Origin of the sequence: Crocosphaera watsonii WH 8501 (genome assembly GCF_000167195.1) — a bacterium.
Taxonomy (GTDB): domain Bacteria; phylum Cyanobacteriota; class Cyanobacteriia; order Cyanobacteriales; family Microcystaceae; genus Crocosphaera; species Crocosphaera watsonii.
On record NZ_AADV02000008.1, the window covers coordinates 1 to 12,607 of the forward strand.

General features: G+C 36.0%; 12 protein-coding genes and 2 pseudogenes. 6 read left to right on the forward strand and 8 right to left on the reverse strand.

The genetic code is table 11. The annotated features are described in order from the left end of the window. Positions 1-806 (forward strand): annotated as a pseudogene (locus CWATDRAFT_RS11715) (IS5-like element ISCwa2 family transposase); the annotation flags it as partial. 105 nt (positions 807-911) lie between these two features. On the opposite strand, the gene CWATDRAFT_RS11720 reads toward CWATDRAFT_RS11715, so the two are convergent. The 3 genes from CWATDRAFT_RS11720 to CWATDRAFT_RS11730 form a co-directional block, all read right to left on the reverse strand. Further along, the gene (locus tag CWATDRAFT_RS11720) at positions 912-1,109 is read right to left on the reverse strand and encodes a hypothetical protein (RefSeq protein ID WP_007310492.1); all 198 of its coding nucleotides are present in this window, start codon (positions 1,107-1,109) and stop codon (positions 912-914) included. A gap of 200 nt (positions 1,110-1,309) precedes the next feature. Beyond that, complete coding sequence (locus CWATDRAFT_RS11725) at positions 1,310-2,035, reverse strand: SIMPL domain-containing protein (protein WP_007305269.1); 726 nt, start codon at positions 2,033-2,035, stop codon at positions 1,310-1,312. A 215-nt stretch (positions 2,036-2,250) separates the two neighbouring features. Next, complete coding sequence (locus CWATDRAFT_RS11730; RefSeq protein ID WP_035826219.1) at positions 2,251-2,469, reverse strand: hypothetical protein; 219 nt, start codon at positions 2,467-2,469, stop codon at positions 2,251-2,253. Between the two features lie 609 nt (positions 2,470-3,078). Here CWATDRAFT_RS11730 and CWATDRAFT_RS11740 point away from each other — a divergent pair. Next, entirely contained in the window at positions 3,079-3,387 is a 309-nt protein-coding gene (locus tag CWATDRAFT_RS11740) for a hypothetical protein (RefSeq protein WP_007305210.1), read from the forward strand. Between the two features lie 176 nt (positions 3,388-3,563). Here the strand turns inward: CWATDRAFT_RS11740 and CWATDRAFT_RS33490 are convergent. Beyond that, a pseudogene (locus tag CWATDRAFT_RS33490) lies at positions 3,564-5,004 on the reverse strand (NF041680 family putative transposase). 79 nt (positions 5,005-5,083) lie between these two features. Here CWATDRAFT_RS33490 and CWATDRAFT_RS11755 point away from each other — a divergent pair. After that, the gene (locus CWATDRAFT_RS11755; RefSeq protein ID WP_007303072.1) at positions 5,084-5,479 is read left to right on the forward strand and encodes a hypothetical protein; all 396 of its coding nucleotides are present in this window, start codon (positions 5,084-5,086) and stop codon (positions 5,477-5,479) included. Positions 5,480-5,724: 245 nt separating this feature from the next. Here the strand turns inward: CWATDRAFT_RS11755 and CWATDRAFT_RS11760 are convergent, their stop codons facing one another. After that, positions 5,725-6,087 (reverse strand): hypothetical protein, encoded by a 363-nt coding sequence (locus CWATDRAFT_RS11760; RefSeq protein WP_231599043.1) that lies wholly within the window; start codon positions 6,085-6,087, stop codon positions 5,725-5,727. Positions 6,088-6,300: 213 nt separating this feature from the next. On the opposite strand from CWATDRAFT_RS11760, the gene CWATDRAFT_RS11765 reads away from it, so the two are divergent. Further along, positions 6,301-7,224, forward strand: coding sequence for an NAD(+) kinase (locus tag CWATDRAFT_RS11765; protein ID WP_007305211.1), 924 nt, complete (start codon positions 6,301-6,303; stop codon positions 7,222-7,224). Positions 7,225-7,298: 74 nt separating this feature from the next. Next, on the forward strand, positions 7,299-8,594 hold the full coding sequence (gene purB / locus CWATDRAFT_RS11770; protein WP_190273840.1) for an adenylosuccinate lyase: 1,296 nt from the start codon (positions 7,299-7,301) through the stop codon (positions 8,592-8,594). 85 nt (positions 8,595-8,679) lie between these two features. Here the strand turns inward: purB and CWATDRAFT_RS11775 are convergent, their stop codons facing one another. Beyond that, the gene (locus CWATDRAFT_RS11775; RefSeq protein ID WP_007305266.1) at positions 8,680-9,027 is read right to left on the reverse strand and encodes an ABC transporter substrate-binding protein; all 348 of its coding nucleotides are present in this window, start codon (positions 9,025-9,027) and stop codon (positions 8,680-8,682) included. 183 nt (positions 9,028-9,210) lie between these two features. Between CWATDRAFT_RS11775 and CWATDRAFT_RS11780 the strand changes: the two genes are divergently transcribed. Continuing rightward, positions 9,211-10,737, forward strand: coding sequence for an IS5-like element ISCwa2 family transposase (locus CWATDRAFT_RS11780; protein ID WP_007305213.1), 1,527 nt, complete (start codon positions 9,211-9,213; stop codon positions 10,735-10,737). Between the two features lie 194 nt (positions 10,738-10,931). Here CWATDRAFT_RS11780 and CWATDRAFT_RS11790 read toward each other — a convergent pair whose 3' ends face one another. Beyond that, a complete protein-coding gene (locus tag CWATDRAFT_RS11790) occupies positions 10,932-11,618 on the reverse strand; it encodes an ABC transporter substrate-binding protein (RefSeq protein WP_007305265.1) in 687 nt (228 codons plus the stop codon). Between the two features lie 87 nt (positions 11,619-11,705). Continuing rightward, positions 11,706-12,605: a hypothetical protein gene (locus CWATDRAFT_RS37210; protein ID WP_007305264.1), complete on the reverse strand. Its 900-nt coding sequence runs from the start codon at positions 12,603-12,605 to the stop codon at positions 11,706-11,708. Positions 12,606-12,607 lie beyond the last annotated feature (2 nt).

Here is a 12,607-nt window from a genome sequence, read left to right on the forward strand (position 1 = left end):
ACCTTAAGAAAAATTTAGGAAATATAGAAGACTTAATTCAAGCTGGGGCTTCCCTGGAAAATCTGAGTAAAAGACAGAAAAATTGTCTAGAGACTATCAAAAAAGTTTATGAACAACAACAGTCAATGTGGGAGAATAAGACCCAGAGTGTTCCTCAAAGAATTGTAAGTTTAACTCAACCGCATATTCGTCCAATAGTGAGGGGAAAAGTAGGAAAACCAATAGAGTTTGGAGCTAAACTCTCAGTAAGCTGTGTAGATAACTATGTGTTTCTAGACAAAATAAGTTGGGAAAACTTCAATGAATCTTGTCATTTAAAAGAACAAGTAGAAAAGTATAAAGAAACGTTTGGCGATTATCCCGAATCCGTCCATGTAGATAAAATTTATCGAACTAGGGAAAACAGAAATTGGTGTAAGGAAAGAGGGATAAGAATCAGTGGTCCGAAGTTAGGAAGACCTCCGAAAAATGTCAGTGAAGAAGAAAAGAAACAAGCCCACTCCGATGAATGCTTCCGTAATGCTATTGAGGGAAAGTTTGGACAAGCTAAACGAAGATTTAGCCTAAATCTCGTGATGACAAAACTCCCTGAAACCTCCATTACATCTATTGCTATTACATTTTTAGTTGCCAATCTTTCTAAACTTCTGAGGCAGTTTTTGTCGCTTTTTTTGTCCTTATTTACTAATAATAGAACAGGGGAACTCATCAAACCGCCTTTCATTAATTTTGATTATACCTTAAACAATTTTTATGTACTAAAACTTATTGATTTGTCAGAAAATTCTTGGTCAAAAGTGGCATAAATTTTGGAGAAACTTTTTCAGCAAACCCTAAGTATTTTTGCAAAAAGCTCGGGGTAAGGGTAATTCAACTTAACCTTACCCCCAACTTTGAGCCAACGAAGTGAATTAAGCAGCAGACTCTTTCTGTTGCAGATGTCGATGGACTATTCCAGTATCTTCGCATAAAGAACAGGAAACCATGTTTTCTTTGCCTTCTATACTTAGTTTTCCTTCTCCCTGACACTTTTGGCAAATGACCTTTTCTTGCCTCCAATAGTTTATCAAAAAGTTGTTATCGGTAATGTAATTAAAATCTTCGTACATTCAGAATACCTCAGCTATCATTTAGATTTTGATAATTATGCCTGAACCAAATTGTTTTATTAAACTACTATACAAATAACATTTATTTCTGTTACTGACTAGCTAAATTAATATTTTTTAAATATACGAAAAAGTATCTTAAAACCCTAGTTTTGTATTAATTAATACAGCAAGATAAACTGAAACAATGTTAAACGTAGTTAATAACTTATTTGTAAAGTTACCATTGCCCTTATGGTTTGTTCTCCTCCAATGACAGGAGTGCTATCAGCAGCACTGGTAGTCCTCATCGTTTCTGGCGATCGCATGATTTGAGGTTGAGGAGCATTAGCACCGTTGATGGAAATACTAATGATTTCTTGAGATTGAAAGTTCAAGGTAGATAAAACCGCTTCAGCTTGTTTTTGTGCGTCTAAAGTAGCTAATTTTAACGCCTCTTTTTGTGCCTCTGAAATAGCAGTTTCTTCTGCGGTAAACCCGACGCGATCGATACGAGTTGCTCCAGCTTTAACTGCATCATCCAATAAACTCCCAACCTCTTCGGTTTTTACCCGAAAAGTCACTGTATTTGTGCCGATATAACCTATTAAACGCCTTTGATTATTATTGTATTGATAGTTAGGTTGTAAACGAACTCCTGTGGTTTGCAACCTTTCTACAGAACGCGATCGCAGAAAATCGACTAGGGATGATGTTCCTTGAGCTACATTGTTTTGAACTTCCGTTGCGGTGTTACCCTGTATTTCTACCCCTAAGCTAACATCGGTTAAGGTAGTAGGAATTCTCACCGTTCCCTCTCCTGTAACAGTTAAAGTTTTCATGATTTGTTCTTGTGCCATTGCTGAAGGAATAAATGGTATATTAATAATTGGATAGGAGAGCAAAGTAAGGACAATAGGGAGATAGTAAAAAACGGATTTTTTCATAGTTGCTAGTTTAAGCTTTTTAACTATTTTTAGTATAGCAAATCATCTTTTCTAACTTTGTTTCATTGTCTATTATCCATCATCGAAGTTAGATAATTTCTGTCTTACTATGGTGAGGTAGGAAGCTTCCCCTCTGTCCCAACTGGTGAAGCGTCGGCAGGAGTGTCACTATTTTTGCTGATCAGAACATTTAAACTTATTCTTTTTCTTGATTACTATTTTCTACTACATTCAACTGTATCCTTTCCTTCGCAGTCAAGGGAAGGTTGGTTATTCTTTTGAGTAAATAAGATTAAAGAAGAAACTAATCCAGATAAAACGATCAAAAGTAGTAGCTGCCAGATAACCAAACCATCATTGTCTTTTTTTGCCTTATTTTGTCTTATTTTTAATGAAAGTGAGATTTTCATACCATTTTCAGGAACAATTACCAAAGTAATGATAAAATTTTTATTAAGTTAAACGAGCAGTGTGACACTTTGCCTAGTTTCACCCCGTCACAGTCATCAGTAATCACGAAGTAATACAGTAGAAGAGTATTTAGATTACTGAGATTACTGAGTCCAGTTTAATAGTTATTATCAGAATCACGAGGTGGTGTGAGATGTTTGGAAAGTTTTTTGAGGCTTGTACAATTACATTAGTATTATATTTATGCTTACAATCAAGCGTTGTATCTATTTCTTATAAGAAATTTTTATCATTCAAAGCATCTAGATTTGAGCCATTTTTTCTATCCAATCTACAACAAGATATAACTTACAATCGATGGTGGTTTGGGAAAAATCAGGAAAAACTTGAGCCCGGAGTTCAATATTAAAATCTACTGTGCCATGAATGAACAGGGAAGTATTGATATTTTTGTTCCTAATTTTGAGAACAATTACTGAGTCGATTGGTAAAATTTTGGAAAATACCCAAAAAATACCCAGGAAATTTCTCTAATTTTTGTTTAAATTAACATAAATATCTCTATACTTACCCGTAAAGTTCTAGATCATTCAATCTGTATTTACTCATTGATTCGCTCAACCATTTAAATTATGACAACTCCTCAACCTATCGAAATTCTTTTGACCCATATTAAGTTACAAGCAGCTATATATAACGTTGAAGCAACGGTTGCTTTTGATTACACATTACTAAATCTGTATAGAAACACGGGAGAAATTTCTAAACAAGAATACCATGAAACCCTTTTAGAAATTACCGCAGAAATAGCCCAAACCGAAGAAGTCTGGGACAAATACATTACTTTTGCTGAATTTGTTACCACCCTCACCAACGAATACTTTCTAGAATACTGGTTCGAGTTAGAGGATTTTCTAAGTCTTTTCCCCTTGAATGAGTAGAAAAGCTAGGGGATGGCAGGGAGGTTAATATAGCACTTCTCATACTTTTGGACTTTGGATAAAAAAAAGTTTGTTAGCGTATATTTTACGCTAAACTAAAATCCCAAAATATCGGCTCTGTATCAGTCAATAAAATTGGCTGACAAATAGGGCTAATCTATAGATTCTGAGGAAAACTAAGGAGCTTTTAAGTTTTCAGTTGATTTTTTGCTCCCTTTCTTGATAACATCATGACGAGTTCGTGGGGCTTTTTTGTAACCTTTAATACGTCCGGAAGAAAAACCTCGACGTTTGGGAAATTTGGCGAAAGTCCCCAAGGTCGTAATTATTCTTGAAAAGTCTCTTTGAACTAGACTAGGGGTGATTTTTATGGATTTATTAGTCTTCAAATACTGTTCCCAATCACGGGGTAAAACCACAGCTAATTTTCTGGCAGCCCACAAATTTACATAAGAAAGAAGTGTTAGTTTAAACCAATTTTCTTCATGATGTACATCGGGAGTTAAATAAGATGTCATCAATAATCTTTGTTTACCAAATCGAAAAAGATGTTCCATGTCATAACGTTGTCGATAACACTGATAACAATCAACTAAACTTAACTCATCGCGCCGAGAACCAATAACAATAAGCCACATAGGTTTCCAAATACTATTTCTTTCTTGAGCTCTGACAACAATCTGGAGTAAAGTAAAGGGGTGATTGTTCATTTTATAGTTTTTAGTTCCTCTCATTAACATCTGTTTCCATCCCGAAATAGTCACTGTTAATTGACGACCTTTTTTTCGTTGTAAAGGGAACATGATGAACTTCATCAGGTTCAGTCCAAGTTTGGTCATCTTTAAGGTCAAATTTATCCCCATACCAACGGGGATGTCCCGAAGTTTTGGCTTGATTTGGGTCCCGAATAAATTGACGATAAAAAACTCGGTCACTTCTAACTCTTGTAATAGTAACTACGTCTTCATGCTTAACTTGTTCCCCAATAAAATCCTTTTGGCTGTAGTCACTATCAGCCACTAAGACAGATAATTTATCAGAAAATAAAGAACTTTGCCAGATTTTTTTTAGTTGTTGATTGCCTTGATTTACTCCTTTATGTTTAGAGGGGACTAGCTCTCCTGATAAGGGGACAGCCCAAGGGACTTTTTCTGTGTCTATTTGGTCAGGTAAAGCGCAGACAACGGAATAACAATGTCCAATATTAATGGGTTTATTTCCCTTAATTGGATTGGGGTAATGAATAAAGGTTTTATCCGCTAACGTTTCGGCAAACCGTCGTGGACAGGGAGTTGTGTCAATACCAAATAAGTTATAATGTTTTGAAGTGGGAGGAATTGTTCTCGATACCGCTGAAAATAAAGTCTCAATTCTCTGTTCATAATTAGGGTCAGTTTGAGTGGGTAAAAACTATTGAATTCCTCTATATAAACTGTTATAATCTCTTCTAAATAAAGGATTGAGAGACAATTCAACGACTGAGTGAGCTTGTTGGTTACTGGAGAGGGCATCGAGTAATTCTATAATAGTTTCTTTTCTAGCTTTTAGTCCTTGGAAGAGGTTAGACCTCCACACCAGGAATTCCTCGACAGACGTAGCCGTTTCATTTTTGGTCATTTTTAAAATTTATTACCTTATAAATTAGCGGAATATATACGCTAACATCAAAAGAGGTTGTTTGTTACAGTTAAGGCTAATGTCATCACATTCCGAACTTAAGACCAGTCAAGATGTCCACCTGAGAGCCAAACAAATTAAGAGTCTAATTCGCTCTCTTAAACAGAAAATAAAGAAAATTGAACGGGAAGGGGAAGTAGCACCAGCTAATTGTCATATTATTCGTTATCAGGTTAATGGAAAGGGAACAATCTACTGGTATTATAAACTACAGGCTGCTGAATCAATTTTTCCTATGGCCACTAATAATGAGAAAAAAACCAAATATAAATATTTAGGACGAGCCGGAAGTTCTGCTCATATTGATGCTGTAGAAAAACTCACTAGAAGAAATCTCATTGATGAATTAGAACGAGTCATTCAATCTCTAACTGAAAGCTACTTAGATATCTATATTGGAACCGAAACTGAATGAAGCTATTTAATATTTAAAATCCCCTAAAAAGATGGAAAGAGAGTTTTTAAAATCACCTTAATTCTCTATTTTAGCTCTGGAGATATGTTTAGCGTAAAATTTACGCTAACGATTGTTTTTTTATCCAAAGTCCAAATACTTGTGAGGTACACAGTTTTCTAGTTTTAGGAGTTCGGAGTTCGGAGTTCGGAGTTCGGAGGCGCGATATTAGGTGTACCTCACTCGTTGCGAGAAACGCTATATAACTAAAATTCGGCAACAGGAATTAACCCTCCACTCTTTTTAGGATCACCTCTGTTGCTGTTTTCCCACTCTTCATCTTCTTTTTCGAGATCAACTACAGGGGAATCATCGGACAACTCTGGTGACATTTCATATTCCAGATTCTCAGAAATGATGCCGTCGCTTTCTTCAATATCCCAAGACCATTGTTGATTATCTTGGGTTTGGTCCCCTTGTAAGTCTTGCCAGTTTCCTGTGGGGCTTTCTAGGGGTTCAACGTTCTCTACTTTCGTCACTGAGGGTTCATTGGCTAAGACATCCGGCAGAGAAGCCACGATCGCACTTAAAATAACCATGCTGATAAAAGCAGGCCAAACATAATTCACAAATCTTAAAGGGTTCATAAGTTATCTAGTAGGTCAATCAAAATCGAGACTAGGCTAATTAGCCCTTCTTATTAAGATAATCAAAAGTAAAAATATGCAAGGTATCAAAATTGACATTCCCATGATTAGAAGTGTTTAAAATGTAACTAAAGTTTCCCCAATGCTAGAACATTAGGTTAACAATGAAAGAATATCCCTACTTAGTACATCAACGTGGAACTCAAACAAGTTATCATCGCCCATAAAGCAGGAGACCCGGATAGTCAAAAATGGGCGCAACGCTGCGCTAAAGAACTAGAAGCCCTTGACTGTAAAGTATTAATGGGACCAAGTGGCTATAAAGATAATCCTTATCCCGTATTTCTTTCCTCTGCCTCAGAAAAAATCGATTTAGCCATCGTCTTAGGGGGAGATGGCACTATTTTAGCCTCTGCAAGACAATTGGCCCCAGAAGGAATTCCCATTTTAGCGGTGAATGTGGGGGGACATCTCGGCTTTTTAACCGAACCCTTTGAATTATTTAAGGATACGGCACAAGTATGGCATCGTCTGCAAAGCGATCGCTACGCCATGTTACAAAGAATGATGTTAGAAGCGCGGGTGTGTGAAGGGGATCGCTGTTCCCCTGAAGCAACTAGCGATCGCTTCTACTGTCTCAACGAAATGTGTATTAAACCAGCTAGTATTGACCGAATGCCCACTGCTATTTTGGAACTAGAAGTGGATGGGGAAATTGTAGACCAATATCAAGGAGATGGCTTATTGGTAGCCACTCCCACAGGTTCAACCTGTTACACAGCCTCGGCTAATGGACCAATTATTCACCCAGGCATGGACGCGATCGCCGTTACCCCCATTTGTCCTTTAAGTCTATCGAGTCGTCCTATTGTCATTCCTCCAGGTTCTATAGTCAATATTTGGCCTTTGGGAGATTATGAATTAAATACTAAATTATGGACTGATAGTTCTTTAGCCACTTCTATTTGGCCGGGTCAATGGATATCGGTTAAAATGGCCCATTGTATGGCTAGGTTTATTGTCTTGCGAGAAAATTATTCTTTCTATCAAACCCTACGAGAAAAGTTACAATGGGCTGGAACTAGAATTCATTTTGATAATAATCATCGGCTTAATTAGATTAATTCAGGCGCTGATTTTAGTTCGGTGCTTCACTGTGATAGGATATCTTGTTGTATCAGTAATAAATGGCAGTGATTGAACGTTATACCTTGCCAGAAATGGGCCAACTTTGGACAGATAGCTATAAGCTAAAAACTTGGTTACAAGTAGAAATTGCAGTTTGTGAAGCCCAAGCAGAATTAGGTTACATTCCCAAAGAAGCGGTAGCAGAGATTAAGGAAAAAGCGAATTTTGACCCAAAACGGGTATTAGAAATCGAGGCAGAAGTGCGTCACGATGTCATTGCATTTCTGACCAATGTTAACGAATATGTAGGAGATGCTGGCCGTTACATCCATTTGGGTTTGACCAGTTCCGATGTTCTTGATACCGCTTTGGCCTTACAACTGGTGGCCAGTTTAAACCTGATATTAGAACGTCTCGAAGATTTGATCCAGGCCCTGCGTTATCAAGCGCAACAACATCGTAACACGGTTATGGTGGGGCGATCGCATGGTATTCACGCTGAACCCATTACCTTTGGGTTTAAGTTGGCTGGCTGGTTGGCTGAAGTATTGCGCAATAGAGAAAGATTGGTTAAGCTACGCAGTACCATTAGTGTGGGTAAGATATCGGGGGCAGTGGGAACTTATGCCAACGTTGACCCCAGAGTAGAAGCCTTATCCTGTCAATACTTGGGACTAGAACCTGATACCGCTTCCACTCAAGTTATATCCCGGGATATCCATGCAGAGTTTGTGCAACAATTGGCACTATTAGCTGCTTCTGTGGAAAGGTTTGCAGTAGAAATTAGAAACCTACAACGCACCGATGTGTTAGAGGTAGAAGAATACTTTTCTAAAGGACAAAAAGGATCTTCTGCTATGCCCCACAAACGTAACCCCATTCGTTCGGAACGGTTAACCGGTATTGCCCGTATTATTAGAGGTTATACTGTTGCTGCTTTGGAAAATGTTGCCCTGTGGCATGAAAGAGACATTTCCCATAGTTCTGTGGAACGGGTAATGTTACCAGATACCTGCATTTTGACCCATTTTATGTTGAAAGAAGTGACTAATTTAGTCAAGAATTTATTAGTCTATCCTGAGAACATGAAACGGAATATGAATGTTTATGGTGGGGTTATTTTTAGTCAACGGGTATTACTCGCTTTAGTCGAGAAGGGAATGAGTCGAGAAGATGCTTATCAAGTCGTGCAAAAATGCGCTCACGAGGCTTGGAATAAAGAGGATGGTAATTTTCATGATTTAGTTTGTAAAGATGCCCAGGTGAGTCAATATCTTGGGGCTGAAGACATCGAAAAATGTTTCGATCCTCAACATCATTTACAAAATTTAGACACCATTTATCAACGGTTAGGAATTTGAGGAATTTTAACCTTTGTCGGGGCTTAATATTATTAAGCCCTCATGTTTGTTATTAATTTTCGATAATAAAGCATTCCTGCGGCCTCTACGGACTAGCATTTTCAGAGAGAGGCACAAATTTTAAACCAGTTTTTTGATGCCTTATATCTGCTTCTACTTCTAATAATAATCCTGGTAAATTATTACGATTACCCTTTTCATCAAAAGTAATAACTCCAGTTGCACCATCTGTCACTTTTTCTAAATCATTTAAAGATTCTTTTAGCTCCACTCTATTCATCTTTTTTGCATTAAGCAATGCTTTGACTAAAACCCATGCAGCATCATAAGCTGCTGCTGTTCTATTGGGACTAGCATCTCCCCATAGTTTAAGTGCTTCTTTGACATATCTCTTATTATCAGTTGTTTCGTGATGATAGGGAGCATAAATCACTAATTTTTCATCAATGACAGCATTATTCTTTTCTGCTTCCTTAACTAGGGTTTGCTGAATAAAAGCAAAACCCTATTCTTTAAAAGGTTACACCCATATTCGCGATCGCAAAAAAGATCAGCTTTGTCGGCTACAAACCGCTATAATTGGTAGAAACACCTCCCAGTTGTTGGTCAAGAACAAATGTATCGAAAAGAGGAGCAACCTTTACCGCCCCCAGAAAAATTTGAATTACCTTTCGAGGGTAAATTGTCCCCCAATAATCGTTGGGTAATCATGGCAGAGTTGATACCTTGGGATGATTTTGAGGAAGAATATGCTAAACTTTTTTCAGCAGAAAAAGGTGCGCCAGCCAAACTATTTAGAATGGCATTAGGGACATTAATTATTAAGGAAAAATTAGGAACAAGTGATAGAGAAACTATAGAACAGATTAGAGAAAATCCCTATCTACAATACTTTATAGGTTTAAATTGTTATCAACAAGAGCCACCACTGGAATCTTCAATGCTAGTTCATTTTAGGAAAAGAATTTATGGAGAATTGATAAACAAAATCAATAAAAAAATAGTAAAAAGAGAAATAGACAAGAGTGATAAAGAAGTAAAAAAAAAGGATTGTCTCCAAGAAAAAGGAGAAAAAATAAAAAATAAAGGTAAACTAATTTTAGATGCGACTTGTGCGCCAACAGACATCAAATACCCAACGGATTTAGGCATATTAAATCAAGACAGAATTGAGACAGAAAGAATAATAGATAATCTTTATAAACCATTAAGAGTAAAATTGAGAAAAAAGCCGAGAACTTCTAGAATAATCGCTAGAAAGGAATACTTAAAAGTAGCTAAAAAACGAAAAGTATCTTATCAAGAAAGAAGAAAAGCTATCGGGAAACAGTTAAAATACCTTAAGAAAAATTTAGGAAATATAGAAGACTTAATTCAAGCTGGGGCTTCCCTGGAAAATCTGAGTAAAAGACAGAAAAATTGTCTAGAGACTATCAAAAAAGTTTATGAACAACAACAGTCAATGTGGGAGAATAAGACCCAGAGTGTTCCTCAAAGAATTGTAAGTTTAACTCAACCGCATATTCGTCCAATAGTGAGGGGAAAAGCAGGAAAACCAATAGAGTTTCGAGCTAAACTCTCAGTAAGCTATGTAGATAACTATGTGTTTCTAGACAAAATAAGTTGGGAAAACTTCAATGAATCTTGTCATTTAAAAGAACAAGTAGAAAAGTATAAAGAAACGTTTGGCTATTATCCCGAATCCGTCCATGTAGATAAAATTTATCGAACTAGGGAAAACAGAAATTGGTGTAAGGAAAGAGGGATAAGAATCAGTGGTCCGAAGTTAGGAAGACCTCCGAAAAATGTCAGTGAAGAAGAAAAGAAACAAGCCCACTCCGATGAATGCTTCCGTAATGCTATTGAGGGAAAGTTTGGACAAGCTAAACGAAGATTTAGCCTAAATCTCGTGATGACAAAACTCCCTGAAACCTCCATTACATCTATTGCTATTACATTTTTAGTTGTCAATCTTTCTAAACTTCTGAGGCAGTTTTTGTCGCTTTTTTTGTCCTTATTTACTAATAATAGAACAGGGGAACTCATCAAACCGCCTTTCATTAATTTTGATTATACTTTAAACAATTTTTGTGTACTAAAACTTATTGATTTGTCAGAAAATTCTTGGTCAAAAGTGGCATAAATTTTGGAGAAACTTTTTCAGCAAACCCTAACTACATTAAAAACTCTATTGCGACGAAGCGTCCAAGAACCCAAAATAGCCTTTTTCCCATTATTTTTTACAATTAAATCGACAGAATTATTCATACTTTTAGATGTTTGTCCATCAGGAAATAAAACTAAACAATCTGCATCTTTAGACTGTTTTAATGCGTTTTAAATATCAAAATTATCTTTTGTAAAAGAAGTATTATCGTTATCTCTACCGACAAATTTTTTTACAACTTTTCCTCCCTTCTTTACAAATTCTTTATTAAATTTTTCAAAAAGAGGTTGACTAAAGTTACTATCCCCATTATAAAATACAGCAGCATTTTTCAGGTTTTTCTTATTCATATATTCAACCAAAGGTTGAACTTCATAGGTAATAGTAGGAACTGTCCTAAAAAAGAAATCGTCTTTCATGAGACTGTCTATTTCACTAGAACTTCCAGGAGAAATTAAAACTAACTTATTTTGATTGTATTTAGGAATAACCTCAATACTTAAATCGCTAGAATTATGACCAATAACTGCTAATATAGATTTCTTTTTGAATTCGTGTAATTTATCAGCTAAAATATTAGCTTTATCTTTATCATTTACATCATCAACAATTACAATTCTAAGTCCTTTGTCTTTATCTTTAATCCTATCACAAAAATCATTATGAGTTTTGATTGTAATTGATTCTGGTAAAAAATCAAGATCATCAGGGAATAAACAAATATTGACTAAGGTTTGAACTTGAGCAACCCCTCGTAAAATTTCTTTAGCAAGATCTCTTTCTTCATCCGTTGCATTACCCTTAGATTTACTAATTGGTACTGCAACTGCGAGTGTATTTGCTGATTTTTTATTCACTTCCAACAAGGCATTATTGAGATAAATTAAGATTTCAGGGGTTGGATTTTGCTTGAAAGCTAATATAAAGTTTTCTACCGAATCTTTCTAATTAGAGTCTTTAAAATAGTCAACTGGATTTTTAGCATATTTATCAAATACTTCCGAACTCGCATTTGTTTCTTCAGTTAAGATTTTTTCTCCACAACTAATAAATTCATCGTTATATAAAGGACAATAGTTTTGAAAGCTTAATCTATGAAAAAATATCACACATAAACAGACAATTACTGCTAATAATATTAATCCCAAAACCTTACGAGACCTATAGATACTCTTGATCCAACTATTTATCAGTGAAATAAGAGATTCTATTGTTCTTAAAAGACTTTCCCATCGTTCTTTAATAGAATTGGGTGGTACAGACTCTGGAGGATTTGGTGATACAGGCTCTGGAGGATTTGGTGGTACAGACTCTGGAGGATTTGGTGATACAGGCTCTGGAGGATTTGGTGATACAGGCTCTGGAGGATTCGGTGATACAGACTCTGGAGGATTTGGTGATACAGTCTCTGGAGGATTCGGTGGTTGTTTCAATAACTCCTCCAACTCATGTATTCTGAGAACCTTGACCTTGGTATGTTTATCAGCTTTTTCGAAGTGTTCACTTTTATCTGTAAGAATATCAGTATAATCAGAACTTGAGTAAAAAGCCATTTCAACTCTAGAATCATAATCATCGCTCCAATGTTCAACACTATTTAACAAAGTGAGTATAGATTCGCATTCAGAGTCTTTTAAACTATCAATAGAAATAACCTTTATTCGATTCTCGAACCTATCAGATAACAATTTCTCATGATCATCGCAAACCTTTGCTAAGCAATCCAAAACAACTGTTATCTTTAGAACTTGATGGTATTCTTCCATTAGCTCTAATAGTTTTTTATCTTCGTCATTAACATTAACTAAAAAATTAGCGTCTACAAGAACTTTTGTTGTACACATTT

Bases quoted from the DNA above. Each gene is read 5' to 3' on its own strand.
- CWATDRAFT_RS11720 (WP_007310492.1), bottom strand. From the start codon at position 1,109: ATGTACGAAGATTTTAATTACATTACCGATAACAACTTTTTGATAAAC.
- CWATDRAFT_RS11725 (WP_007305269.1), bottom strand. From the start codon at position 2,035: ATGAAAAAATCCGTTTTTTACTATCTCCCTATTGTCCTTACTTTGCTC.
- CWATDRAFT_RS11740 (WP_007305210.1), top strand. From the start codon at position 3,079: ATGACAACTCCTCAACCTATCGAAATTCTTTTGACCCATATTAAGTTA.
- CWATDRAFT_RS11755 (WP_007303072.1), top strand. From the start codon at position 5,084: ATGTCATCACATTCCGAACTTAAGACCAGTCAAGATGTCCACCTGAGA.
- CWATDRAFT_RS11780 (WP_007305213.1), top strand. From the start codon at position 9,211: ATGTATCGAAAAGAGGAGCAACCTTTACCGCCCCCAGAAAAATTTGAA.
- CWATDRAFT_RS37210 (WP_007305264.1), bottom strand. From the start codon at position 12,605: ATGTGTACAACAAAAGTTCTTGTAGACGCTAATTTTTTAGTTAATGTT.